Raw genomic sequence first — 19834 nt, 5'->3', positions numbered from 1 at the left:
CCCAACTTTAAGCCCAGCCATGACCGCTCAAGCTCCCGCCGCATCCGCTCCCTCCGATACCAGCCCGCTGGGCAATGTGATGGCGCTGGCCGCCAGCGGGTCGCTTTCCATCGGCGATCTGTTCGGCGCCGCCGCCGTGCTGCAGGAAAGCGGCCAGCTGCCCGCCGCCATCGGCCTGTATCAAGCCTGGATCCTGAACACGCCGTCGCCGCTGGTCTACGCGGCCTGCTTCAACCTGGCCGTGGTGCTGTCCAATAGCGGCGACGATGCCGGCGCCGAGAAAGTGCTGCGCCAGGCGATCGCGCAAAATCCCAACTTCGTCGAGGCCCGCCTCAATCTGGGCACCTTGCTCGAACGGGTCGGCCGCCCCGAGGAGGCGCTGGCGATGTGGAACTCGGTGCTGACCGACGTCCAGCCGGATATCAAGACCAATCCAACCCTGCACGTGCAGACCCTGAACAACCTCGGTCGCCTGCTGGAGATCCGCAAACGCTACCCCGAGGCCGAGAAGATGCTGGCCCTGAGCCTGGGCGTCGATCCGCAGCAGGCCAATGTGATGACCCATTGGGTCCACCTGCGCCAGAAGCAGTGCGAGTGGCCCGTCTACAGCGGCCTGGAACACATCTCGGTTACCACCATGATCGACGGCACCTCGGCGCTGGCGATGTTGAGCGCCTCCGACGATCCCGCGCAGCAGCTGGCCGCCGCGCGGCGCTTCGTCAACGAGAAGGTCAACGCCGCCGTCGCGCCGCTGACCGGCGCCCATGGCTATGGCCACAGCCGCCTGCGCATCGGCTACCTGTCGTCCGACTTCTGCTCGCACGCGGTCTCGATCCTGACCGCCGAACTGTATGAGCTGCACGACCGCAGCAAGTTCGAAGTCTATGCCTTCAGCTGGAGCCGCGAGGACGGCTCGCCGATCCGCGCCCGCGTGGTCAAGGCGATGGACCATTACATCCGCATCGACGCGCAGACCGACGAACAGGCCGCGCGCACCATCCGCGCCCACGAAATCGATATCCTGGTCGACCTGCACGGCCTGACCCTGGGCGCGCGTCCGAACATCCTGGCCTACCGTCCGGCGCCGGTGCAGCTGACCTATCTCGGTTTCCCGGGCAGCACCGGCCTGCCCGGCGTCGATTACGTGCTGGCCGACGAATTCCTCATCACGCCCGAGATGACCAAGGACTTCACCGAGAAGCCGCTGTACCTGCCCGACACCTTCCAGATCAACGACCGCCAGCGCGCCATCGCCGCCAAGCCGACCCGCGCCAGCGTCAATCTGCCGGACGACGCCTTCGTCTTCTGCTCGTTCAATAACAACTTCAAGTTCACGCCCGACATGTTCGGCACCTGGATGAACATCCTGCGCCGCGTGCCGAACAGCGTCCTGTGGCTGGTGGCCGATTATCCGGAAGTGCGCGAAAACCTTTACCGCTACGCCGAGCAAGCGGGCATCGACCGCAACCGTCTGATCTTCAATACCCGCGCCGTGCCGGCCGAGTACCTGGCGCGCTACCAGCTGGCCGACCTGTTCCTCGACACCTTCCCGTTCAACGCCGGCACCACCGCCAGCGACGCGCTGTGGGCCGGCCTGCCGCTGCTCACCTGCGCCGGCCACACCTTCTCGTCGCGCATGGCCGGCAGCCTGCTGCGCGCGGTCGACCTGCCGCAGCTGATCACCTATAACTTCGCCGATTACGAAGAGAAGGCGGTGGCGCTGGCCAACGATCCTAACCGCATCGCGTCGATGAAGCGCCAGCTGGTGGCCAACCGCATGACCTGCGCGCTGTTCGACACGCCGCGCTTTGTGCGCAACCTGGAGACGGTGCTGCAGCAGGTGGCCAAGCCGGCCGCGCCGCGCATGCCCGCGCCGCAGCACGCGGTGCGCCCTTCAGACGAACCGCCGACAGAACCGGTGCGCATCGACCAGATCCCGATCGTCAGCGTGTCCTACAATTCGCCGGACCTGATCGAGGCGCTGCTGCGCACCCTGCGCCAGTTCTACACCAACCGCGTCTACATCATCGACGGCTCCAACCCGGACGTGGCCGAGAAGATCCGCGCCATCACCGACGGCTTCGAGAACGTCGAGTTCATCCCGTTCGGCTACAACATCCACCACGGTCCGGGCCTGAGCTGGGCGATCAACCATCTGGGCCTGTCCGGCGAGGTGCTGTTCCTCGACTCCGACGTCGAGATCCTCAAGGGCGGTTTCATCGAATCGCTGCACAGCCATCTGCGTCCCGGCATGTACGGCGTCGGCACCATCCAGCCGGTCAACGAGCAAGGCTACGACCGCGCCGACGGCGCCGTGCGCTACCTGCATCCGGCCTGCATGCTGACCAATATCGAGGTGGTGCGCCAGTGGCCGATGCCGATCAAGCACGGCGCGCCGATGATCTCCACCATGCTGGCGATCCACCAGGCCGGCGCCCACCATCTGATCGAGAGCATCGAGTGGGTGCGCGAGGACTTCGCGCCCAAGCCGCCCAAGCGCAACTACATCAAGCACGACTGGCAGGGCACCGTGATCCGCACCGGCGGCTATCACTACGACCTCCCCAGCGCCACCACCGTGGTCAACACCGACCTGCTGCAGTTCGTGCCGTCCGAGGCGCGCAAGATCGTCGAGGTGCACTGCCGCGACGGCGCCTTCGCCAAGGCCTACAAGGCGCGCAACGCCATCGTCGACTACACCGGCATCGAGGCCGATCCGGCGCCGGCCCAGGCGGCACGCCCGCATTGCGATTTCGTCTTCAACGTGGAGATCGAACACGCCGGCCCGGATTTGTGGGACCACGTGCGCGGCGCCGATTGCTGGGTGCTCGACGAGGCGCTGGAGATGATCGACGATCCATGGACCCTGCTGCAGAAAATCCGCACCAGCATCGCGCCGGGCGGCAAGATCGTGGCCACCATCCGCAACTTCCAGCACTGGAGCATCCAGGCGCGCATGAACGCCGGCGACCTGCGCTACGGCCCGGCGGGCCTGGAGAAATCGCGCAAGCGCATTTTCACGCGCGGCGCCATGCTGGAGATGTTCCAGCAGGCCGGCTTCCAGATCAGCGGCGGCAGCGCGCGCATCGTCGACGAACCGGCGCGTGAAAAATACCTGCCGGCGATCCGCCTGATGGCCGGCGCCAGCGGCATCGATCCGGTGGTGGCGGTCGAAGACGCGCTGCCGTGGCAGTACATCGTAACGGCAGTCGCCGCCTGAGCAGGGAACGCACTATGAGTTTGCCATTAGTTAGCATCGTCATCCCGTCGTACAAGACCGGCCATTTCGAGACCTGCCTGCGCTCCGCGCTGGGCCAGAGCTATCCGAACATCGAGATCCTCGTCAGCGACAACTGCCCGACCGAGGCGATCAAGGAGATCTGCGCCAGGTACGCCGGCCACCTGATCTACCAGCGCAATTCGGCGATCCGCGAGCAGAACGTGCTGACCGCGCTGTTCGCGGCCAAGGGCAAGTTGATCAAGCCGCTGTTCGACGACGACGTGCTGCACCCGTTCTGCATCGAGCGGATGGTCGCGACCATGAACATGGACCCGGAGATCCAGCTGGTGTTCTCGGCCTCGCAGGTGATCAACGTCGACAACGAGCGCACCGAAACGCGCCGCCCGTATGAGGCCAGCGGCAGCATGCCGGCGCGCGATATGCAGCGCAGCATGGTGCTGGGCATGCGCAATTTCGTCGGCGAATTCAGCTCGATCATGTTCCGCCGCGAGCGGCTGTGGGAAATCGGCCGCCACCTGTTCAAATACCACAACCACGATTGCACGCTGGGGCTGGCCGATGTCGCCGCCTATTTCAACCTGGCGCGCGACGGCAAGGTGTTTTATATCGACGAAGAGCTGTCCTACTTCCGCCACGACCGCCGGCTGGAATCGAACTCCAACCCGAACAGCAATCCGAACTTCGGCTACTGCTTCTCGGACTACATCGACCTGCTGATCGAGTCGGCCGACATCGGCATCGTCGGTCCGGAGGAGCTGGAGGTGATGGCGCCGACCGTCGATGACGTGGCGGCGCGCCTGGGCGGCGTGTTCCCGATGATGGCCACGTCGCAGCAACGCTTCCACGCGGCGGTGGCGGCCAACCGCAAGGGGACGCCGTCATGATGGACCAGTGCCGGATGATCGACCTGCCGCCACACCACGACGTTCGCGGCAACCTGTCGGTGATCGAGGGCGGCGTGCATATCCCGTTCGATATCAAGCGTGTTTACTACCTGTACGACGTGCCGGGCGGATCGGCGCGCGCCGGCCATGGCCACATCGAGCTGCAGCAGCTGTTCGTGGCCATGTCGGGGAGCTTCGACGTCATCGTCGACGATGGCTTCGAGCGCAAGAAATTCCAGCTCAACCGATCCTATTACGGTCTGTACGTGCCCGGCATGATGTGGCGCGAAGTCGAGAACTTCTCCTCCGGCGCGGTGTGCGTGGTGATGGCCTCGACGCTGTATGACCCCAAGGACTACTATCACGACTACGACGAATTCGTGGCCGCGGCAAACCACCATAAGCGAGTCTCACCATGAGCGTCCCCTTCCTCGACCTAAAAGCCATCAACCTGTCGCAAGCCGACGAACTGGAAGCGGCGTTCAAGCGCGTGCTGCACTCCGGCTGGTATGTGCTGGGCGCCGAGACGTCGGCCTTCGAAGCCAGCTTCGCCACCTACTGCAAGAGCAAGCACGCCATCGGCGTGGCCAATGGCCTCGATGCGATCTTCATGATCCTCAAGGCCTACGGCGTCGGTCCCGGCGACGAGGTGATCGTGCCGTCCAATACCTTCATCGCCACCTGGCTGGCGGTCAGCGATTGCGGCGCCGTGCCGATTCCGGTCGAGCCGACCGCCGACGGTTTCAATATCGATCCAGCGCTGGTGGAAGCGGCCATCACGCCGCGCACCAAAGCCATTCTGGCGGTCCACCTGTACGGCCAGACCGCCGACATGGATCCGCTCAAGGCGCTGGCGGCTAAACACAATCTGAAACTGATCGAAGACGCCGCGCAGGCGCACGGCGCGCTGTATCGCCGCGGCGTGGCCGGCCAGTTGGGCGACGCGGCGGCCTTCAGCTTCTACCCAGGCAAAAACCTGGGCGCGCTGGGTGATGGCGGCGCCGTCACCACCAGCGACGACGACCTGGCCGACAAGATCCGCACCTTGCGCAACTACGGCTCCAAGGTCAAATACTACAACGAGGTGCCCGGCTATAACTCGCGCCTGGACGAGGTGCAGTCGGCGCTGTTGAGCGTCAAGCTGCCCAAGCTGAACGCGGACAACGCCCGCCGCCGCGCCATCGCCGCCATCTACGACCGCGAACTGGCCGGCATCGCCGGACTGGCGCTGCCGTTCGTCCCGGATTGGGCGGAACCGGTATGGCATCTGTACGTGGTGCGCCACGCGCAGCGCGACGCGCTGGCCAAGGCGCTGGCCGAACAAGGCATCGGCACCATCGTGCATTATCCGGTGCCGCCGCATCTGCAGCCGGCGTACGCCGACCTGGGTTACGCCGAGGGCGCGTTCCCGCTGGCCGAGGCGATCCACCGCGAGGTTCTGAGCCTGCCGATCGGCCCGACGATGAGCGACGAGCAGGCGCTCGAAGTGGCGGCCGCCGTGCGTAAATTCTGCACCGTATGATCCATCCCAGCGCCATCATTTCTCCGAAAGCCAGACTGGGCGCAGACGTCAGCGTCGGCCCCTTCACCATCATTCACGACAACGTGGAGATCGGCGACGGCTCGGTCATAGACGGTTACTGCGAGATCGGCTATCCAACGCCGCTTGCCGACGGCCAGCCGCTGGTGTTCGGCAAGGGCGCGCGCATCCGATCCCACTCGGTGTTCTACGAGGGTTCGCGCTTCGGCGACAAGCTGGTGACGGGCCACCGCGTGGTGGTGCGCGAAAAAACCGTGGCCGGTATCGCCTTCCAGATCGGTACCATGAACGACATCCAGGGCGACTGCCAGATCGGTGACTACGTGCGCTGCCAGTCGAATGTCTTCATCGGCAAAATGTCCAAGGTCGGCAACTTCGTCTGGCTGCTGCCGTATGTGGTGCTGACCAACGATCCCCACCCGCCCAGCAACGTGTTGATGGGCGTCGAGATCGGCGATTACGCGGGCATCGCCGCCATGTCGGTGATCCTGCCGGGCGTGAAGGTCGGCGAACGCGCGCTGGTGGCGGCGCACAGCAAGGTGCACCGTGACGTCGCCACCGGCACCGTCGTCGCCGGCAATCCGGCCGCCTTCCTGTGCGACGCCAGCAAAATACGGCTCAAGGACGGCACCGGCGCGCCGGCCTATCCGTGGACCACCCACTTCAAACGGGGCTACCCGGCGGATATCACCGACGGCTGGGACGCAGGTCCCTCGGCCTAGCCCACCACCGAACGGACGCCCATGACCCGCCCACTTCACGCAGCCATGGCCGCCGGTAACCTGTCGGAAGCTGGCACCCTGGCGATGGCGCTGGCGGGACTGGGCGAACTGTCCGTCATGGATTTGATCGGCGTGGCCGGCCTGCTGGCGGCGCAAGGCAAGACCGAACAGACCATCGCCTTGTATTCGCTGTGGCTGAAACACTGCGACTCCCCCTCGAATATGTCGCCTGGTACAACCTGGCCGTGGTGCAGGTACAGGGGCAGGACGACGCCGGCGCCGAAAGCGCCTACCGCAAATCGCTCAAGCTGCGACCCGGTTTCACCGAAAGCCAACTCGGACTTGGCGTGCTGCTGGAGCGCAAACGCCAACCGGAAGCGGCGCTGGCCCTGTGGCGCGAGGCGCTCGATCTGCTGGAGACGGTGCCGCCGGGCGCACCGCCGGCGGCGGCTTCGCTGCAGGTCCGCCTGCTGAACAACATCGGCAGGCTGGCGGAGGCGCAGGGCGATCCCGCGCAAGCCGAGGACGCGCTGCTGCGCAGCCTCCAACTCGATCCCAAACAAAAACTGATCGTGCCGCGCTGGCTCGACCTGCGCCTGAAGTTGTGCGCGTGGCCGGTTCACGGCTTCGTGCCGGGCCTCAGCGAAACGGCCTTGCAGCACCACACGTCGGCGCTGGCGATGCTTAGTTTGGGCGAAGATCCGGCGCGCCAGCTGGCCTGCGCGCGGCGCGAGGCGGCGCTGCACTTCCCGCCGCCGTCCACCGCGCTGTCCGACCAGGATGGCTATGCCCACCGCAAGCTTCGCGTCGGCTACCTGTCGTGCGGTTTCGGCGCGCAGCCGACCGGCCGCATGATCGCCGAGCTGCTGGAGCTGCACGACCGCGGCCAGGTGGAAGTGTATGGCTTCTGCTGGAGCGGAGAGGACAACTCGGCCCTGCGCCAACGCCTGCTGCGCGCCTTCGACCTGCACGTGCCGATCGGCCCACTAAGCGATTTGCAGGCGGCGCAGGCGATCCGCGCCCACGAAATCGACATCCTGGTCGACCTGCACGGCGTGCTGCCGGGCGGACGGCCCGGCATCCTGGGCCATCGTCCCGCGCCGGTGCAAATCGGCTGGCTCGGACAGGCCGGCACCAGCGGCAACAGCCGCATCGATTACGTTTTGGCCGACAGTTTCGTGTTGCCACCCGAACTGGCCGGCTACCACACCGAAAAACCGCTGTATCTTCCGCACTGCTTCCAGCCGCAGGACCGCCGGCGCGCCCTCCCCGTGCCGGCGGCTGGCGCGCGCGCCGAATTCGGCCTGCCCGACGACGCCTTCGTGTTCTGCTGCTTCGCCGCCGCCGGCCACATCGTCCCGGAGCGCTTCGCGACCTGGATGGGTATTTTGCACGCGGTGCCGGGCAGCGTACTGTGGCTGCAAACCGACAGCGAACAGGTACGCGACAACCTGCGCCTGGCCGCGCTGCGGCACGACATCGCCAGCGACCGGCTGTGCTTCGCCGCCATGAACACCGCCGCAGCGGGCGACCCGGCGATGGACCGCTACCAGGCGGCCGACCTGTTCCTCGACACCGGCCCGCACAACGCCGGCGCCGTCGCCGGCGACGTGCTGTGGGCCGGCCTGCCGCTGCTGACCCGCGCCGGCCCGACCTTCGCCAGCCGGGTATGCGGCAGCCTGCTGCAGGCGGCAGGCTTGCCGGAGCTGATCGCGAGCACGGAAAAACAGTACGCCACCAAGGCGATCCGCCTCGCCACGCACCCGAAGGAGCTGGCCCGCCTGCGCAACCGCCTCGTGAAAAACCGCGCCAGCGCGCCGCTGTTCGACACCCCGACGCTGGCGCGCGACCTGGAACTGCTTTACCTGCGCGTGGCGCGCGGCACGCTGAAACGCGGCCGCCGCAAAACCCTGCAACTCGCGCCAACGCAAGCCGCCCACGCCGCCCCGCCGCTGGTGAGCATACTGATCCCGGCCGACGATCCGGCGCCGCTGGAAGCCACCCTGGCCAGCGCGCTGGCGCAAACCCACGCCAACTGCGAAGTGATCGTTAGCGACGCCAGCCCGCACGGCGCCTGCCGCGCGCTGCTCAAGCCCTATCTGAAAGCCCACCGGCGCCTGCGCTACAGCCACGCGCCCGGCCTCGGCGCGCTCGACAACCTGAATCACTGCCTGGCCCTGGCCCTGGGCGAATACATCGCCGTCGCCCCGCCCGGCGACACGCTGGCGCCGGAAAAAATCGCCGTCATGCTGCCCTGCTTTGTCGACCATCCGCACATCGGCGTGGTGGCCTGCTGGCGCCAGCCGCTCGCACCGGATGGCCAGGCGCTGCCGGCGGCGCCGCTGTTCGCCTCCGACATCGTGATCGACGGCGTCTCGCTGGCCAACATGCTGCTGGGCGGCGACGGTGGTGGTGCGGCGGCCATGTGCGCGCCCGGCGCGCTGCTGCTCAAACGCGCCACGCTGGGCCTCGCGTTCGGCCGCTACCGCGACCGCGCCTTCCCCGAACGCGCCAACGTCGCCACAGCCCTCACCGCGCTGCAGGCGGGCCATTACGTTTATCTGCCCCGCGCGCTGTCCAGCTTCCGCCTCGCACCGGCTGCGCCAACGGCGCCGGCGGCCGCGCTGGACGCCGCGCTCGAAGGCCTGCAACTGCTGTATCAAGCCCACGAGCAGGGCCACAACTTCGGCGCGCCCGGCGCCTTCAAACAACTGTTGTCGGCACGTCTTTCCGAAATGAACACACTCATTTCCACACATCATCTACACCTTGCGACAAGCGCCGCACACCGTCTCGATGCGGTGCAGCGCACCATGCGAATCGGCTACCAACTTTTGCTCACGCCATAGTGTGGTAAATCCTCCATCGCTGAGTCTGCGGCAGCAAAATGCCTGTTCTTTTCCTTTAAAATAGCCCGGGCGCAATAGATAATATGATCTGCGTCAACATAACAATTCGGGGATAGCATGAAAGCAGTCATATTGGCGGGCGGGCTGGGCACACGGCTCAGCGAAGAGACGACTGTCAAGCCGAAGCCGATGGTCGAAGTCGGCGGCAAGCCGATCCTCTGGCATATCCTGAAAAGCTATTCCGCCCACGGCATCAACGACTTCGTCATCTGCTGCGGCTATCGCGGCTACGTGATCAAGGAATTCTTCGCCAACTACTTCCTGCACACCTCGGACGTCACGTTCGACCTGCAAAAGAACAGCATGGAAGTGCACGAGCGCCACGCCGAGCCATGGAAGGTCACCCTGATCGACACCGGCAGCGACACCCTGACCGGCGGCCGCCTGAAGCGCGTGCGCCAGCACGTCGAACACGACGAGGCGTTCTGCTTCACCTACGGCGACGGCGTGTCCGACATCGACATCGGCGCCTCGGTCGCCTTCCACAAAAAGCACGGCAAGCTGGCCACCATGACGGCGGTGCAGCCGCCCGGCCGCTTCGGCGCCATCGACATCGACGGCCAGCGCATCGTGAGCTTCAAGGAAAAACCGCAAGGCGACGGCGCCTGGATCAACGGCGGCTACTTCGTGCTCTCGCCGAAAGTCATCGACTACATCGACGGCGACAGCACCACCTGGGAAAAAGAACCGATGGAGCAGCTGGCCGGCGAAGGCCAGCTGGACGCCTTCCACCACCACGGCTTCTGGCAGCCGATGGACACGCTGCGCGACAAGGTGCTGCTCGAAGACCTGTGGCAAAGCGGTAAGGCGCCGTGGAAGCGGTGGCCATGACCCCGTCCTTCTGGCAGGGCAAACGGGTATTCCTGACCGGTCACACCGGCTTCAAAGGCAGCTGGCTTAGCCTGTGGCTCCAGCAACTGGGCGCGCACGTCACCGGCTTCGCGCTGGCGCCGAGCCGACCGAGCCTGTTCGACACCGCCCAGGTGGGCGCCGGCATGACCTCCATCATCGGCGACATCCGCGACGGCGCCGCGCTGCGCGACGCCATGCTGGAAGCGCGGCCGGAGATCGTCATCCACATGGCGGCGCAGGCGCTGGTGCGCTACTCGTACGCCAATCCGGTCGAGACCTACGCCACCAACGTCATGGGCCTGGTGAACTTCTTCGAAGCGGTGCGCAACACGCCGGGCATCAAGGCGGTGGTCAACGTCACCAGCGACAAGTGCTACGAAAACAAGGAGTGGGCCTGGGGCTACCGCGAGAACGAAGCCTTCGGCGGCTACGACCCATACAGCAACAGCAAGGCCTGCGCCGAACTGGTGACGGCCGGCTACCGCTCGTCGTTCTTCAATCCCGAAAAATACGCCGAGCATGGCGTGGCGCTGGCCTCGGGCCGCGCCGGCAATGTGATCGGCGGTGGCGACTGGGCCGAGGACCGTTTGATCCCCGACATGGTGCGCGCCATCGCCGCCGGCAAGCCGGTGCGCATCCGCAGCCCGCACGCGATCCGCCCGTGGCAGCACGTGCTGGAGCCGTTGTCGGGCTACCTGGCGCTGGCCGAACACCTCTACTCGCACGGCACGGCCTACGCCGAAGGCTTCAACTTCGGGCCGCACGACATCGACGCCCGCCCGGTCGAATGGATCATCTCGCGCCTGTGCGAGAGCTGGGGCGATGGCGCCGGCTGGGAGCTGGACCAGGCGCCGCAACCGCACGAGGCGCACTACCTCAAGCTCGATTGCTCCAAGGCGCGCGGCCGTCTGCATTGGCAACCGCGCTGGCACCTGGGCCACACCATCGACATGATCGTCGGCTGGCACAAGGCGCACGCCGCCAAAGCCGACATGCGCGCCTTCACGCTGGCGCAAATCGACACCTATCAAAACACCGCACACATCTAAGGCAGCAACCATGAGCGAAGCAAAAACCAAAGAACAACTCCGCGCGGAGATCAACAAGCTGGTGGCCGAATACGGCGCGCTGGCCAGCGTGCCGAAGGCCTTCGAGCCCGGCGTGACGGTGATCCCGCCGGCCGGCAAAGTGGTCGGCGCGCCGGAAATGGAACTGATGGTCGAAGCTTCGCTCGACGCCTGGCTGACCACGGGCCGCTTCAACGACCAGTTCGAGGCCAAGCTGGCCAAGATGATCGGCGTGGAATTCCTCATCACCGTCAATTCCGGCTCCTCGGCCAACCTGGTGGCGTTCAACACGCTGACCTCGCCGAAGCTGGGACCGCGCGCGATCCAGCCGGGCGATGAAGTGATCGGCGTGGCCGCCGGCTTCCCCACCACCGTCAACCCGATCATCCAGTTCGGCGCGATTCCGGTGTTCGTGGACGTGGAGCTGGGCACCTACAACATCGACGTCACCAAGCTGGAAGCGGCGATCTCGCCTAAAACCAAAGCGATCATGCTGGCCCACACCTTGGGCAATCCGTACAACCTGGACGTGATCGTCGCGATCTGCAAAAAGCACAACCTGTGGCTGATCGAGGATTGCTGCGACGCCCTCGGCTCCACCTACGACGGCAAGATGGTCGGCACCTTCGGCGACATCGGCACCATGTCGTTCTACCCGGCCCACCACATCACGATGGGCGAAGGCGGCGCCGTCTTCACCAACAACGCCGAACTGAAAATGATCGCCGAGTCGTTCCGCGACTGGGGCCGCGATTGCTACTGCCCGCCGGGCAAGGACAACACCTGCGGCAAGCGTTTCTGCCAGTGCTTCGGCACCCTGCCGGCCGGCTATGACCACAAGTACACCTACAGCCACCTGGGCTACAACCTGAAGATCACCGACATGCAGGCCGCCTGCGGCCTCGCGCAGATCGACCGCGCGGCAGGTTTCATCCAGGCCCGCAAGGACAACTTCGCGTATCTGACGGAGCGGCTGCAGTCGTGCGCCGAGTTCCTGATCCTGCCGGTGGCGACCGAGAATTCCGACCCGTCGTGGTTCGGCTTCCCGATGACGCTCAAGCCGGAGGCCAACGTCGCGCGGGTCGATTTGCTGACCTACCTGGACCAGCACAAGATAGGCACCCGCCTGCTGTTCGCCGGTAACCTGACGCGCCAGCCGTACATGATCGGCCGTAACTACCGCGTCTCGGGGGACCTGACCAACACCGACCGCGTGATGAACGACACCTTCTGGATCGGCGTCTTCCCGGGCCTGACCCGTGAAATGCTGGACTTCACCGTCGCCAAGCTGGAGGAATTCTTCGGCGTCGGTTTCTGAGGCGCGCCATGACCAACGCAAGCCGCCACCCGATCGAAACCGCCGACATGGCGGCGATCGTGGCCACGCCGGGACTGAACTGGGAGCTGCTGCGCGGACGCACCGTCTGCATCACCGGCGCCTCCGGCTTCCTGCCGTCGTACATGGTCGAGACCATGCTGTACCTGAACGAAACGCGCGACTTAAATATTCGCGTGCTCGCCATGGTGCGCAACCGCGCCGGCTTCGAGCGCCGCTACGCCCACCACTTGGGCGATGGCGGCCGGCCCGACCTGGTCTGCATCGATCAGGACATCAACGCGCCGTTCACGCTTGACGAACAGCCGCACTACATCATCCACGCGGCCAGCCAGGCCAGCCCCAAATACTACGCGACCGATCCGGTCGGCACGCTCAGCGCCAACACCCTGGGCACGGCCGCCCTGCTGCAGCTGGCCCGCGCCAGCGGGAGCCTGGGCTTCCTGTACTTCAGCAGCAGCGAAGTGTATGGCGCCGCCGCCAAGGTGCCGACGGCCGAAGGCGACTACGGCGTAGTCGATCCAACCTCGGTGCGCGCCTGCTACGCCGAGAGCAAACGGATGGGCGAAAACATGTGCGTGTCGTGGAGCCACCAGTACGGCGTGCCGGTCAAGATCGTGCGCCCGTTCCACACCTACGGCCCGCGCATGCTGCTCGACGACGGTCGCGTCTACGCCGACTTCGTCGCCTGCATCCTGCGCGGCGAGCCGATCGCGCTCAAAAGCGACGGCCTGGCCACGCGCTCGTTCTGCTATTCGGCCGACGCCGTCGCCGGCTTCTGGAAAGTGCTGTTCGACGGCGCCGACGGCCAGGCCTACAACATCGGCAACCCGGACGGCGAGATCAGCATGCGCGGCCTGGGCCAGCTGCTGGTCGGGATGTATCCTGAAAAAGGCCTGACCCTGAGCTACGTCGAGCGCCCGCAAGGCGACAACTACCTGGCCAGCGCCGTCCAGCGCGGCGCCCCCGACATCGCCAAGGCGCAAGCACTGGGCTGGACCCCGGCCACGAGCCTGGCCGACGGCTTCCGCCGCACCATAGAAAGCTATTTGTGATGATCGACAAAATCGCCGACACCTTCGACGCCGCCTCCACCACCGCGCTGGCGCGCCGCATCCGGCTGCAATGCCTGCACATGTGCCACACGAAGCGCGCCTCGCACCTGGGCGGCGCCTTCTCCGTGGCCGACGTGCTGGCGGTGCTGTACGGCGGCCTGATGACGGCCGACCCGGCGCAACCGAAGTCGCCCGACCGCGACCGCCTGTTCTACAGCAAGGGCCACGCCTGCACCGCGCTGTACGCGACCCTGGCCGAAACCGGCTACTACGACCGCGCCGCGCTTGACACCTTCACCGACAACGGCAGCGACTTCACCTCGCACGTCAACCACAAGGTGCCGGGCGTCGAACTGTCGACCGGCAGCCTGGGACACGCGCTGTCGGTGGCCGCCGGCGTCGCGCTGGCCGGCAAGCGCCGCAAGGCCGCGTGGCACACCTACGCCATCGTCAGCGACGGCGAGCTTGACGAAGGCTCCAATTGGGAGGCGATCCTGTTCGCGCCGCACCACCGGCTCGACAACCTGACCCTGGTGGTCGACTACAACAAGATCCAGAGCTTCGGCAGCACCGCCGACGTGCTCAATCTCGATCCGCTGGCCGACAAGTTCAAGGCCTTCAACTGGGAGACCATCGAAGTCGATGGCCACGACCACGCCGCGCTGGCGGCCGCGCTATCCAAGGAAGGCCGCGCCGGCAAGCCGCGCGTGGTGATCGCCCACACCGTTAAGGGCAAGGGCGTAAGCTTCATGGAAAACCAGCTGGCCTGGCACTACAAGTCGCCGGACGCCGCGCAATTCGCCGCCGCGCGCGCCGAACTGCTGCAAGAATCCAAGGATCAAGCATGAGAAACAGTTTTATCAAGACCCTGATGGAGCAGGCGCGCCAGGACGAGCGCATCTTCCTGCTGTGCGGTGACCTTGGCTACTCGGTGCTGGAACCGTTCGCCGAAGCCTTCCCGGACCGCTTTATCAACGTCGGCATCGCCGAACAGAACATGGTCGGCCTTGCGGCGGGCCTGAGCCTCGAAGGCTACACGGTGTTCTGCTACTCGATCGGTAACTTCCCGACCTTGCGGGCGATGGAGCAGATCCGCTACGACGTCGCCTACCACGACGCCAACGTCAAGATCATCGCCGTCGGCGGCGGCTACGCCTACGGCCCGCTGAGCACCTCGCACCACACCACCGAGGAACTGGGCATGCTGCGCACCATCCCGGGCATGGTGGTGACGGCGCCCGGCGACCCGGCCGAGGTGGACGCCATGACCGCCTTCATCGCGCAGCACCGCGGCCCGTGCTATATGCGCCTGAACAAGGCCGGCGAACCGCGCCTGCACGCGCAGCCGCCGGCGCTGACCCTGGGCGGCATCGTGCCGGTGCGCGTCAATGCTGAAAGCACCGCCGCCGTCTTCGCCACCGGCGACATGGTCGGCTACGCCGCGCGCTACCTGGAGCAGGCCGCGCCGCACATCGATTTATACAGTTTCCCGTTCGTCAATCCGATCGACAGCGCGCAGCTGGCTGCGCTGGCGGTGCGCTACACGCACGTCGCCACCATCGAGGAACACCAGGCCAACGGCGGCTTCGGCTCGGCCATCCTGGAGCGGCTGCACGACCTGCTGTCCGACGGCGCGCTGGCCAGGCTGCCGGCGGTGCGCCGCATCGCCATCCCCAACGCCTTCGTCAGCAGCGCCGGCTCGCAGGAATTCCTGCGCGAGAAAATGGGCCTGCGTCTGGACGACTGGCACGCCACCCTGTCCTGAAACCTTACCGAAAGTGCTGACATGATTTCCATCCAAACGACGCTGGCGCAATTCGAGCAGGGCGCGATCGACAAGCCAAGCTTCATCAAGACCATGTACGAAGAGCACCACGCGGTGTTTTTCGACTACGCCGCCTACATCGGCCGCACCAACGTGCGCAAGATCGAAGTCGAAGACGGCAAGGTCGTCATGACCTCGCGCGACCGCGGCATCCGCATCGCCTGCACGCCGGGCGACTACCGCGTGGCGCCGATGGAAACGCTCAACTTCTTCGACTACGAGAAGGAAGAGGCGACCATGATGGAAAACCTGGTGGCCGACGGCGACAACTTCTTCGACATCGGCGCCAACATCGGCTGGTACGCGCTCAACATCGCCGCCTCGCGCCGCGCCACGACGGTATACGCGTTCGAGCCGATTCCTACCACCTACGGCCACCTGACGACCAACCTGGCGCTCAACGCCAGCGCCAACATCAAGCCGCACAACTTCGGCCTGTCCGAACAGGCGGGCGAGTTCACCTTCTACTACCCGCCGGAGGGCTCGGGCAACGCCTCGGCCGTCAACCTGACCGGGCGCGACGACGTGCGCACCGCGCAGTGCGAAGTGCGCACGCTGGACGCCTACACCGCCGAAACCGGCGTGCGGGTGGACTTCATCAAGTGCGACGTCGAGGGCGCCGAGCTGCTGGTGTTCAAGGGCGGCATCGACACCATCACCCGCGACAAGCCGATCGTGCTGTCGGAAATCCTGCGCAAATGGTCGGCTAAATTCGGTTACAACCCGAACGAGATCTTCGCGCTGTTCCGCGGCGTCGGCTACCAGGTCTACACGGCCGAGGAAGGCCGCCTGGTGGAGTTCGGCGAGATGGACGAAAACACCATCCCGACCAACTACTTCTTCCTGCACCCGGAGGCGCACGCCGAGCAGCTGCGCCGCTACCGCCGCGCCTGAGCGCCCGACCACCGCGAACACGGAACCCACACCACACCTATGGAATCCAACCAGGTCATCCTGTCGATCTGCATCCCGACATACAACCGCGCGCCGTTCCTGCGGCAGACGCTCGACAGCATCGTAAGCCAGCCCGCCTTCAGCGACGGCGGCGAGGTCGAAGTCGTCATCTCCGACAACGGTTCGGAGGACGACACCGAGCAGGTCGCCGCGCAGTTCGTCGCCGCCCATCCGGGCAAGATCCGCTACCACCGCCACGCCGAGACCATCTCGCCGGACATGAACTTCAAATTCGTCATGGAACAGGGGCGCGGGCTGTACCTGAAGCTGCACAACGACAACTTGATGTTCAATCCTGGCAGCCTGCCGGAGATGCTCAAGGTCTACAGCGCCACCGCCGCCGAGATGCCGATCGTGTTCTTCACCAACGGCAACCACTTCCAGGGCAACGCGCTCGAGGTGATCACCAGCATGAGCGATTTCGTGCGCCGCGTGTCGTTCATCTCGACCTGGATCGGCGGCTTCGGCATGTGGCGCGCCGAGTTCCTGGCGCTACCCGACTTCGCCCGCAACCAGCACCTGCGGCTGGTGCAGACCGACGTGCTGCTGCGCTTGCTCAGCACGGGCAAGCGCGCCATCGTGCTGTTCCAGCCGTATTTCAGCGGCGTGCCCACCGGCCGCAAGGGCGGCTACAAAAAGGGCGGCTACAACATCGCCGAGGTGTTCGGCAAAAATTACCTGACCCTGCTCAAGCCCTACGTGGTCGCCGGCCAGCTCGACCGCATGGTCTACGAGCACGAAAAGAAGGCGCTGCTGATCCAGCATATCATCCCCTACTATTTCGACCCCGAGAACGACTACCAGAAGACCGGTTTCTTCGAGCACATGCAGGACTACGTCGACGACGATTACTTCTACGAGGCAATCCGCAACGTGCCGCACGACGTGCCGCCGAGGACAGCCCCTGCACCTGCACCTGCCCCGGCGCCCGCGCCGGCCGCGCCGCCAGCCCCGCAGCCGTCCTATGAAGACCAGAAGCGCGCCTACTGGCGCGCGCTCAATCCGCACAACCACACCGACCTGACGCTGTCGGCCGGCCCGTTCGATTTCAGCAAGGTGACGGTGGGACGGCGCAGCTACGGTCCGCTGCGCGTGATCGCCTACGGCCACCCGGACGAAAGCCTGAGCATCGGCAGCTTCGTCTCGCTGGCCGACGAGGTCACGTTCATGTTGGGCGGCAACCATCCTTACGAGGGCGTGTCCACCTTCCCGTTCCGGGTCAAGTTTTTCGGCGAGGCGCTGGAATCGACCACCAAGGGCGCGATCGTGGTCGGCGACGATGTCTGGATCGGCATGCAGGTGCTGATCATGTCGGGCATCACCATCGGCCAGGGCGCGGTGATCGCGGCCGGCAGCGTGGTGACCAAGAACGTGGCGCCGTACACCATCGTCGGCGGCAATCCGGCGAAGGTGATCAAGCAGCGCTACGCGCCGGAAGTGGTGGAGAAGATGGTCAAGCTGGACTATTCGAAGGTCACCGACGAGGCCCTCGTGCGGCATCGCGAGGTGCTGTATCAGCCGCTGACGGCCGACAACGTCGACGCCGTCATCGCCAGCCTGATGGGCGGCTGAACAAAAAAAATCCGACCTGGTCGCCCGGGTCGGATTCTTGAAGCAAGCCAACCGCGCTTACTCTTTTTCAGGCATGGCCGACGAGTGGTGGCTGGTGATCAGCCATTCGGTACCGTACCACTTGTAGGTGTAGGTATAGCGCGCCTTGACTTGCTTGCCATCCGCAAATTTAAACGTGTACAGGCCGGCATCGACCGCGCTGTTACACTTGATCTGGATGCGGCGGCTGTTGATGGTGCCGACCGGCTTGCTCTTCAGGAAGTGCTCGAAGTAATCCTTCTTTTCGTCCACCGTCATGCGCGGCGTGTTCGACACGGTCGGCAGCAGCACCGAGTTTTCGGCGTAGTTGGCGACGACCTTGTCCGGATCGCCGGTTTGCAGCGACGCGTTCCAGCGGTCGAACAGGCCGGCGATTTCTTTTTCCGACGATGGGTGGCAGTCTTCGCTGCCGGCGGCGTAGGTATTGCCCGCCAGGACGAGGCAAGCGAGTGGCAGGATGGTCCAGTTGCGCATGGTATTCCTTGATAAGGGATGGATGGGACGATCTTGGCCCGGCCGTGCTTAGCCGCCGTGGTACAGCGGATTCGGCGCGACGAACACGCGCACGCGGTGGGTATCGATCTCTTTCGGAGCGATCTTCGACAGCGCGAAGCTGGTGCTGCCGCGCAGGGTGTCGAAGTGCCATGCGAACGATTTGTCGCCGATGACGAACTTCACGGTCTCGCCCTGGGTGACGTTGACGTGCTTGGTCTTGGCCAGGATATTGATGACGCGGGCGCCGGCGTCGGCGGTCGCCGGGGTGCCGTTGACGTTTGTCTTGTTGGCCGCCAGGGTGGTCAGGGGCATGCAGATTACCAGCGCTGCGAGGGTCAGGAATTTTTTCATTACGTAGTCCAATAGAGAGATAGGGCGCCAAGACGTATGGCGATGGACCGAAGTATCATTGCTAACAGTCAACGGCACCATCAGGAAAGCGTGCTGTTAACCCTCAGGAAATCCTGAAACTGCCGTAGGGCGGGACGCCGCCGCCATCCCCGGCCACCCCGTGTCGCCGTCCGGTAGGGATTGCCCTACCAAACAATCAAGTTCTCCCGATAGCGGGCGCCAGCGCGCCAAGGCACACTGCGCACCTCGCGTCATCCCCCAGCGCCGAGAAAATTCGCAGACATCCGGGACACCACCACGACACAAGGAAGTGAAATGAGCAAGCATCTGGCAGCATTGATATTCGCAGCAATCGGTAGCATGGGCGCCGTCGCCGGCAACGCCGTGGCGCAGGAAACGCCGTGGCTGGTGCGCGCGCGCGCCGTCAACCTGGACCTGGCCAACAAGTCCGATCCGATCGGCGGCGCCGGCGCGTCGGACCGCCTCACCATCAGCGACAAGACCATTCCGGAATTCGACGTCTCCTATTTCTTCACGCCGAACTGGGCGGCCGAGCTGGTGTTGACCTATCCGCAAAAGCACGACGTCATGCTCGACGGCCGCAACATCGGCAGCTTCAAGCACCTGCCGCCGACGCTGATGGTCCAGTACCACTTTGTGCTGGATTCGCCGTTCAAGCCGTATCTCGGCGCCGGCTTGAACTACACGGTATTCTCGAAGGTCAAGCTGCTCAACGGCGGCGCCGACCTGGAACACGACAGCGTCGGCCTGGCGCTGCAGGCGGGTGTCGACTACGCGATCAACAAGAACTGGTCGCTCAACTTCGACATCAAGAAAGTGCAGATCCGCAGCGATGTCATGATCGGCGGCGTCAAGGCCAGCCGCGTCAAGGCCGATCCGCTGATGCTGGGCGTCGGTGTCGGTTACCGCTTCTGATGTAGTGCTCGGGAAGTGAAAACGGGCGGCGCGTGCCGCCCGTTTTTATTGGCGAA

The 19834-nt window shown here is 65.2% G+C and carries 17 protein-coding genes; 15 read left to right on the top strand and 2 right to left on the bottom strand.

The genetic code is table 11. The features are described from left to right. The first annotated feature begins 19 nt into the window (after positions 1-19). From AC0IYS_RS01930 to AC0IYS_RS01865, 14 genes are all read left to right on the top strand, one after another. On the top strand, positions 20-3220 hold the full coding sequence (locus AC0IYS_RS01930; protein ID WP_471703594.1) for an O-linked N-acetylglucosamine transferase family protein: 3201 nt from the start codon (positions 20-22) through the stop codon (positions 3218-3220). A gap of 14 nt (positions 3221-3234) precedes the next feature. Further along, positions 3235-4125, top strand: coding sequence for a glycosyltransferase (locus tag AC0IYS_RS01925; RefSeq protein ID WP_471703593.1), 891 nt, complete (start codon positions 3235-3237; stop codon positions 4123-4125). Then, positions 4122-4544 (top strand): sugar 3,4-ketoisomerase, encoded by a 423-nt coding sequence (locus AC0IYS_RS01920; RefSeq protein ID WP_471703592.1) that lies wholly within the window; start codon positions 4122-4124, stop codon positions 4542-4544. Before AC0IYS_RS01925 ends, AC0IYS_RS01920 begins: the two co-directional genes overlap by 4 nt. Continuing rightward, complete coding sequence (locus tag AC0IYS_RS01915; protein WP_471703591.1) at positions 4541-5647, top strand: DegT/DnrJ/EryC1/StrS family aminotransferase; 1107 nt, start codon at positions 4541-4543, stop codon at positions 5645-5647. Before AC0IYS_RS01920 ends, AC0IYS_RS01915 begins: the two co-directional genes overlap by 4 nt. Then, positions 5644-6387, top strand: coding sequence for an acyltransferase (locus tag AC0IYS_RS01910; protein WP_471703590.1), 744 nt, complete (start codon positions 5644-5646; stop codon positions 6385-6387). The genes AC0IYS_RS01915 and AC0IYS_RS01910 overlap by 4 nt, the downstream gene beginning before the upstream one ends. 191 nt (positions 6388-6578) lie before the next feature. After that, a complete protein-coding gene (locus AC0IYS_RS01905; RefSeq protein ID WP_471703589.1) occupies positions 6579-9236 on the top strand; it encodes an O-linked N-acetylglucosamine transferase family protein in 2658 nt (885 codons plus the stop codon). Between the two features lie 117 nt (positions 9237-9353). After that, entirely contained in the window at positions 9354-10127 is a 774-nt protein-coding gene (rfbF, locus tag AC0IYS_RS01900) for a glucose-1-phosphate cytidylyltransferase (RefSeq protein ID WP_471703588.1), read from the top strand. Continuing rightward, a complete protein-coding gene (rfbG, locus tag AC0IYS_RS01895) occupies positions 10124-11197 on the top strand; it encodes a CDP-glucose 4,6-dehydratase (protein ID WP_471703587.1) in 1074 nt (357 codons plus the stop codon). Before rfbF ends, rfbG begins: the two co-directional genes overlap by 4 nt. 10 nt (positions 11198-11207) lie before the next feature. Beyond that, the gene (gene rfbH / locus AC0IYS_RS01890) at positions 11208-12533 is read left to right on the top strand and encodes a lipopolysaccharide biosynthesis protein RfbH (protein ID WP_471703586.1); all 1326 of its coding nucleotides are present in this window, start codon (positions 11208-11210) and stop codon (positions 12531-12533) included. Between the two features lie 8 nt (positions 12534-12541). Next, complete coding sequence (locus tag AC0IYS_RS01885; RefSeq protein WP_471703585.1) at positions 12542-13606, top strand: NAD-dependent epimerase/dehydratase family protein; 1065 nt, start codon at positions 12542-12544, stop codon at positions 13604-13606. Further along, complete coding sequence (locus AC0IYS_RS01880; RefSeq protein WP_471708780.1) at positions 13606-14454, top strand: transketolase; 849 nt, start codon at positions 13606-13608, stop codon at positions 14452-14454. The genes AC0IYS_RS01885 and AC0IYS_RS01880 overlap by 1 nt, the downstream gene beginning before the upstream one ends. Then, positions 14451-15371 carry a transketolase family protein gene (locus AC0IYS_RS01875; protein WP_471703584.1) on the top strand — a complete coding sequence of 307 codons (921 nt, stop codon included), beginning with the start codon at positions 14451-14453 and terminating at the stop codon, positions 15369-15371. The genes AC0IYS_RS01880 and AC0IYS_RS01875 overlap by 4 nt, the downstream gene beginning before the upstream one ends. Positions 15372-15392: 21 nt before the next feature. Further along, positions 15393-16325 carry an FkbM family methyltransferase gene (locus AC0IYS_RS01870; RefSeq protein ID WP_471703583.1) on the top strand — a complete coding sequence of 311 codons (933 nt, stop codon included), beginning with the start codon at positions 15393-15395 and terminating at the stop codon, positions 16323-16325. A gap of 39 nt (positions 16326-16364) precedes the next feature. Then, positions 16365-17957 carry a glycosyltransferase gene (locus AC0IYS_RS01865; RefSeq protein WP_471703582.1) on the top strand — a complete coding sequence of 531 codons (1593 nt, stop codon included), beginning with the start codon at positions 16365-16367 and terminating at the stop codon, positions 17955-17957. Positions 17958-18014: 57 nt separating this feature from the next. Here AC0IYS_RS01865 and AC0IYS_RS01860 read toward each other — a convergent pair whose 3' ends face one another. Beyond that, on the bottom strand, positions 18015-18470 hold the full coding sequence (locus AC0IYS_RS01860; protein ID WP_471703581.1) for an SgcJ/EcaC family oxidoreductase: 456 nt from the start codon (positions 18468-18470) through the stop codon (positions 18015-18017). A gap of 48 nt (positions 18471-18518) precedes the next feature. Continuing rightward, on the bottom strand, positions 18519-18842 hold the full coding sequence (locus tag AC0IYS_RS01855) for a CzcE family metal-binding protein (RefSeq protein ID WP_471703580.1): 324 nt from the start codon (positions 18840-18842) through the stop codon (positions 18519-18521). Positions 18843-19157: 315 nt separating this feature from the next. On the opposite strand from AC0IYS_RS01855, the gene AC0IYS_RS01850 reads away from it, so the two are divergent. Next, the gene (locus AC0IYS_RS01850; RefSeq protein ID WP_471703578.1) at positions 19158-19778 is read left to right on the top strand and encodes an OmpW/AlkL family protein; all 621 of its coding nucleotides are present in this window, start codon (positions 19158-19160) and stop codon (positions 19776-19778) included. Positions 19779-19834 lie beyond the last annotated feature (56 nt).

Source organism: Duganella sp. AC237, from assembly GCF_979254035.1.
This window is presented reverse-complemented; position numbering and strand designations above follow the sequence as displayed.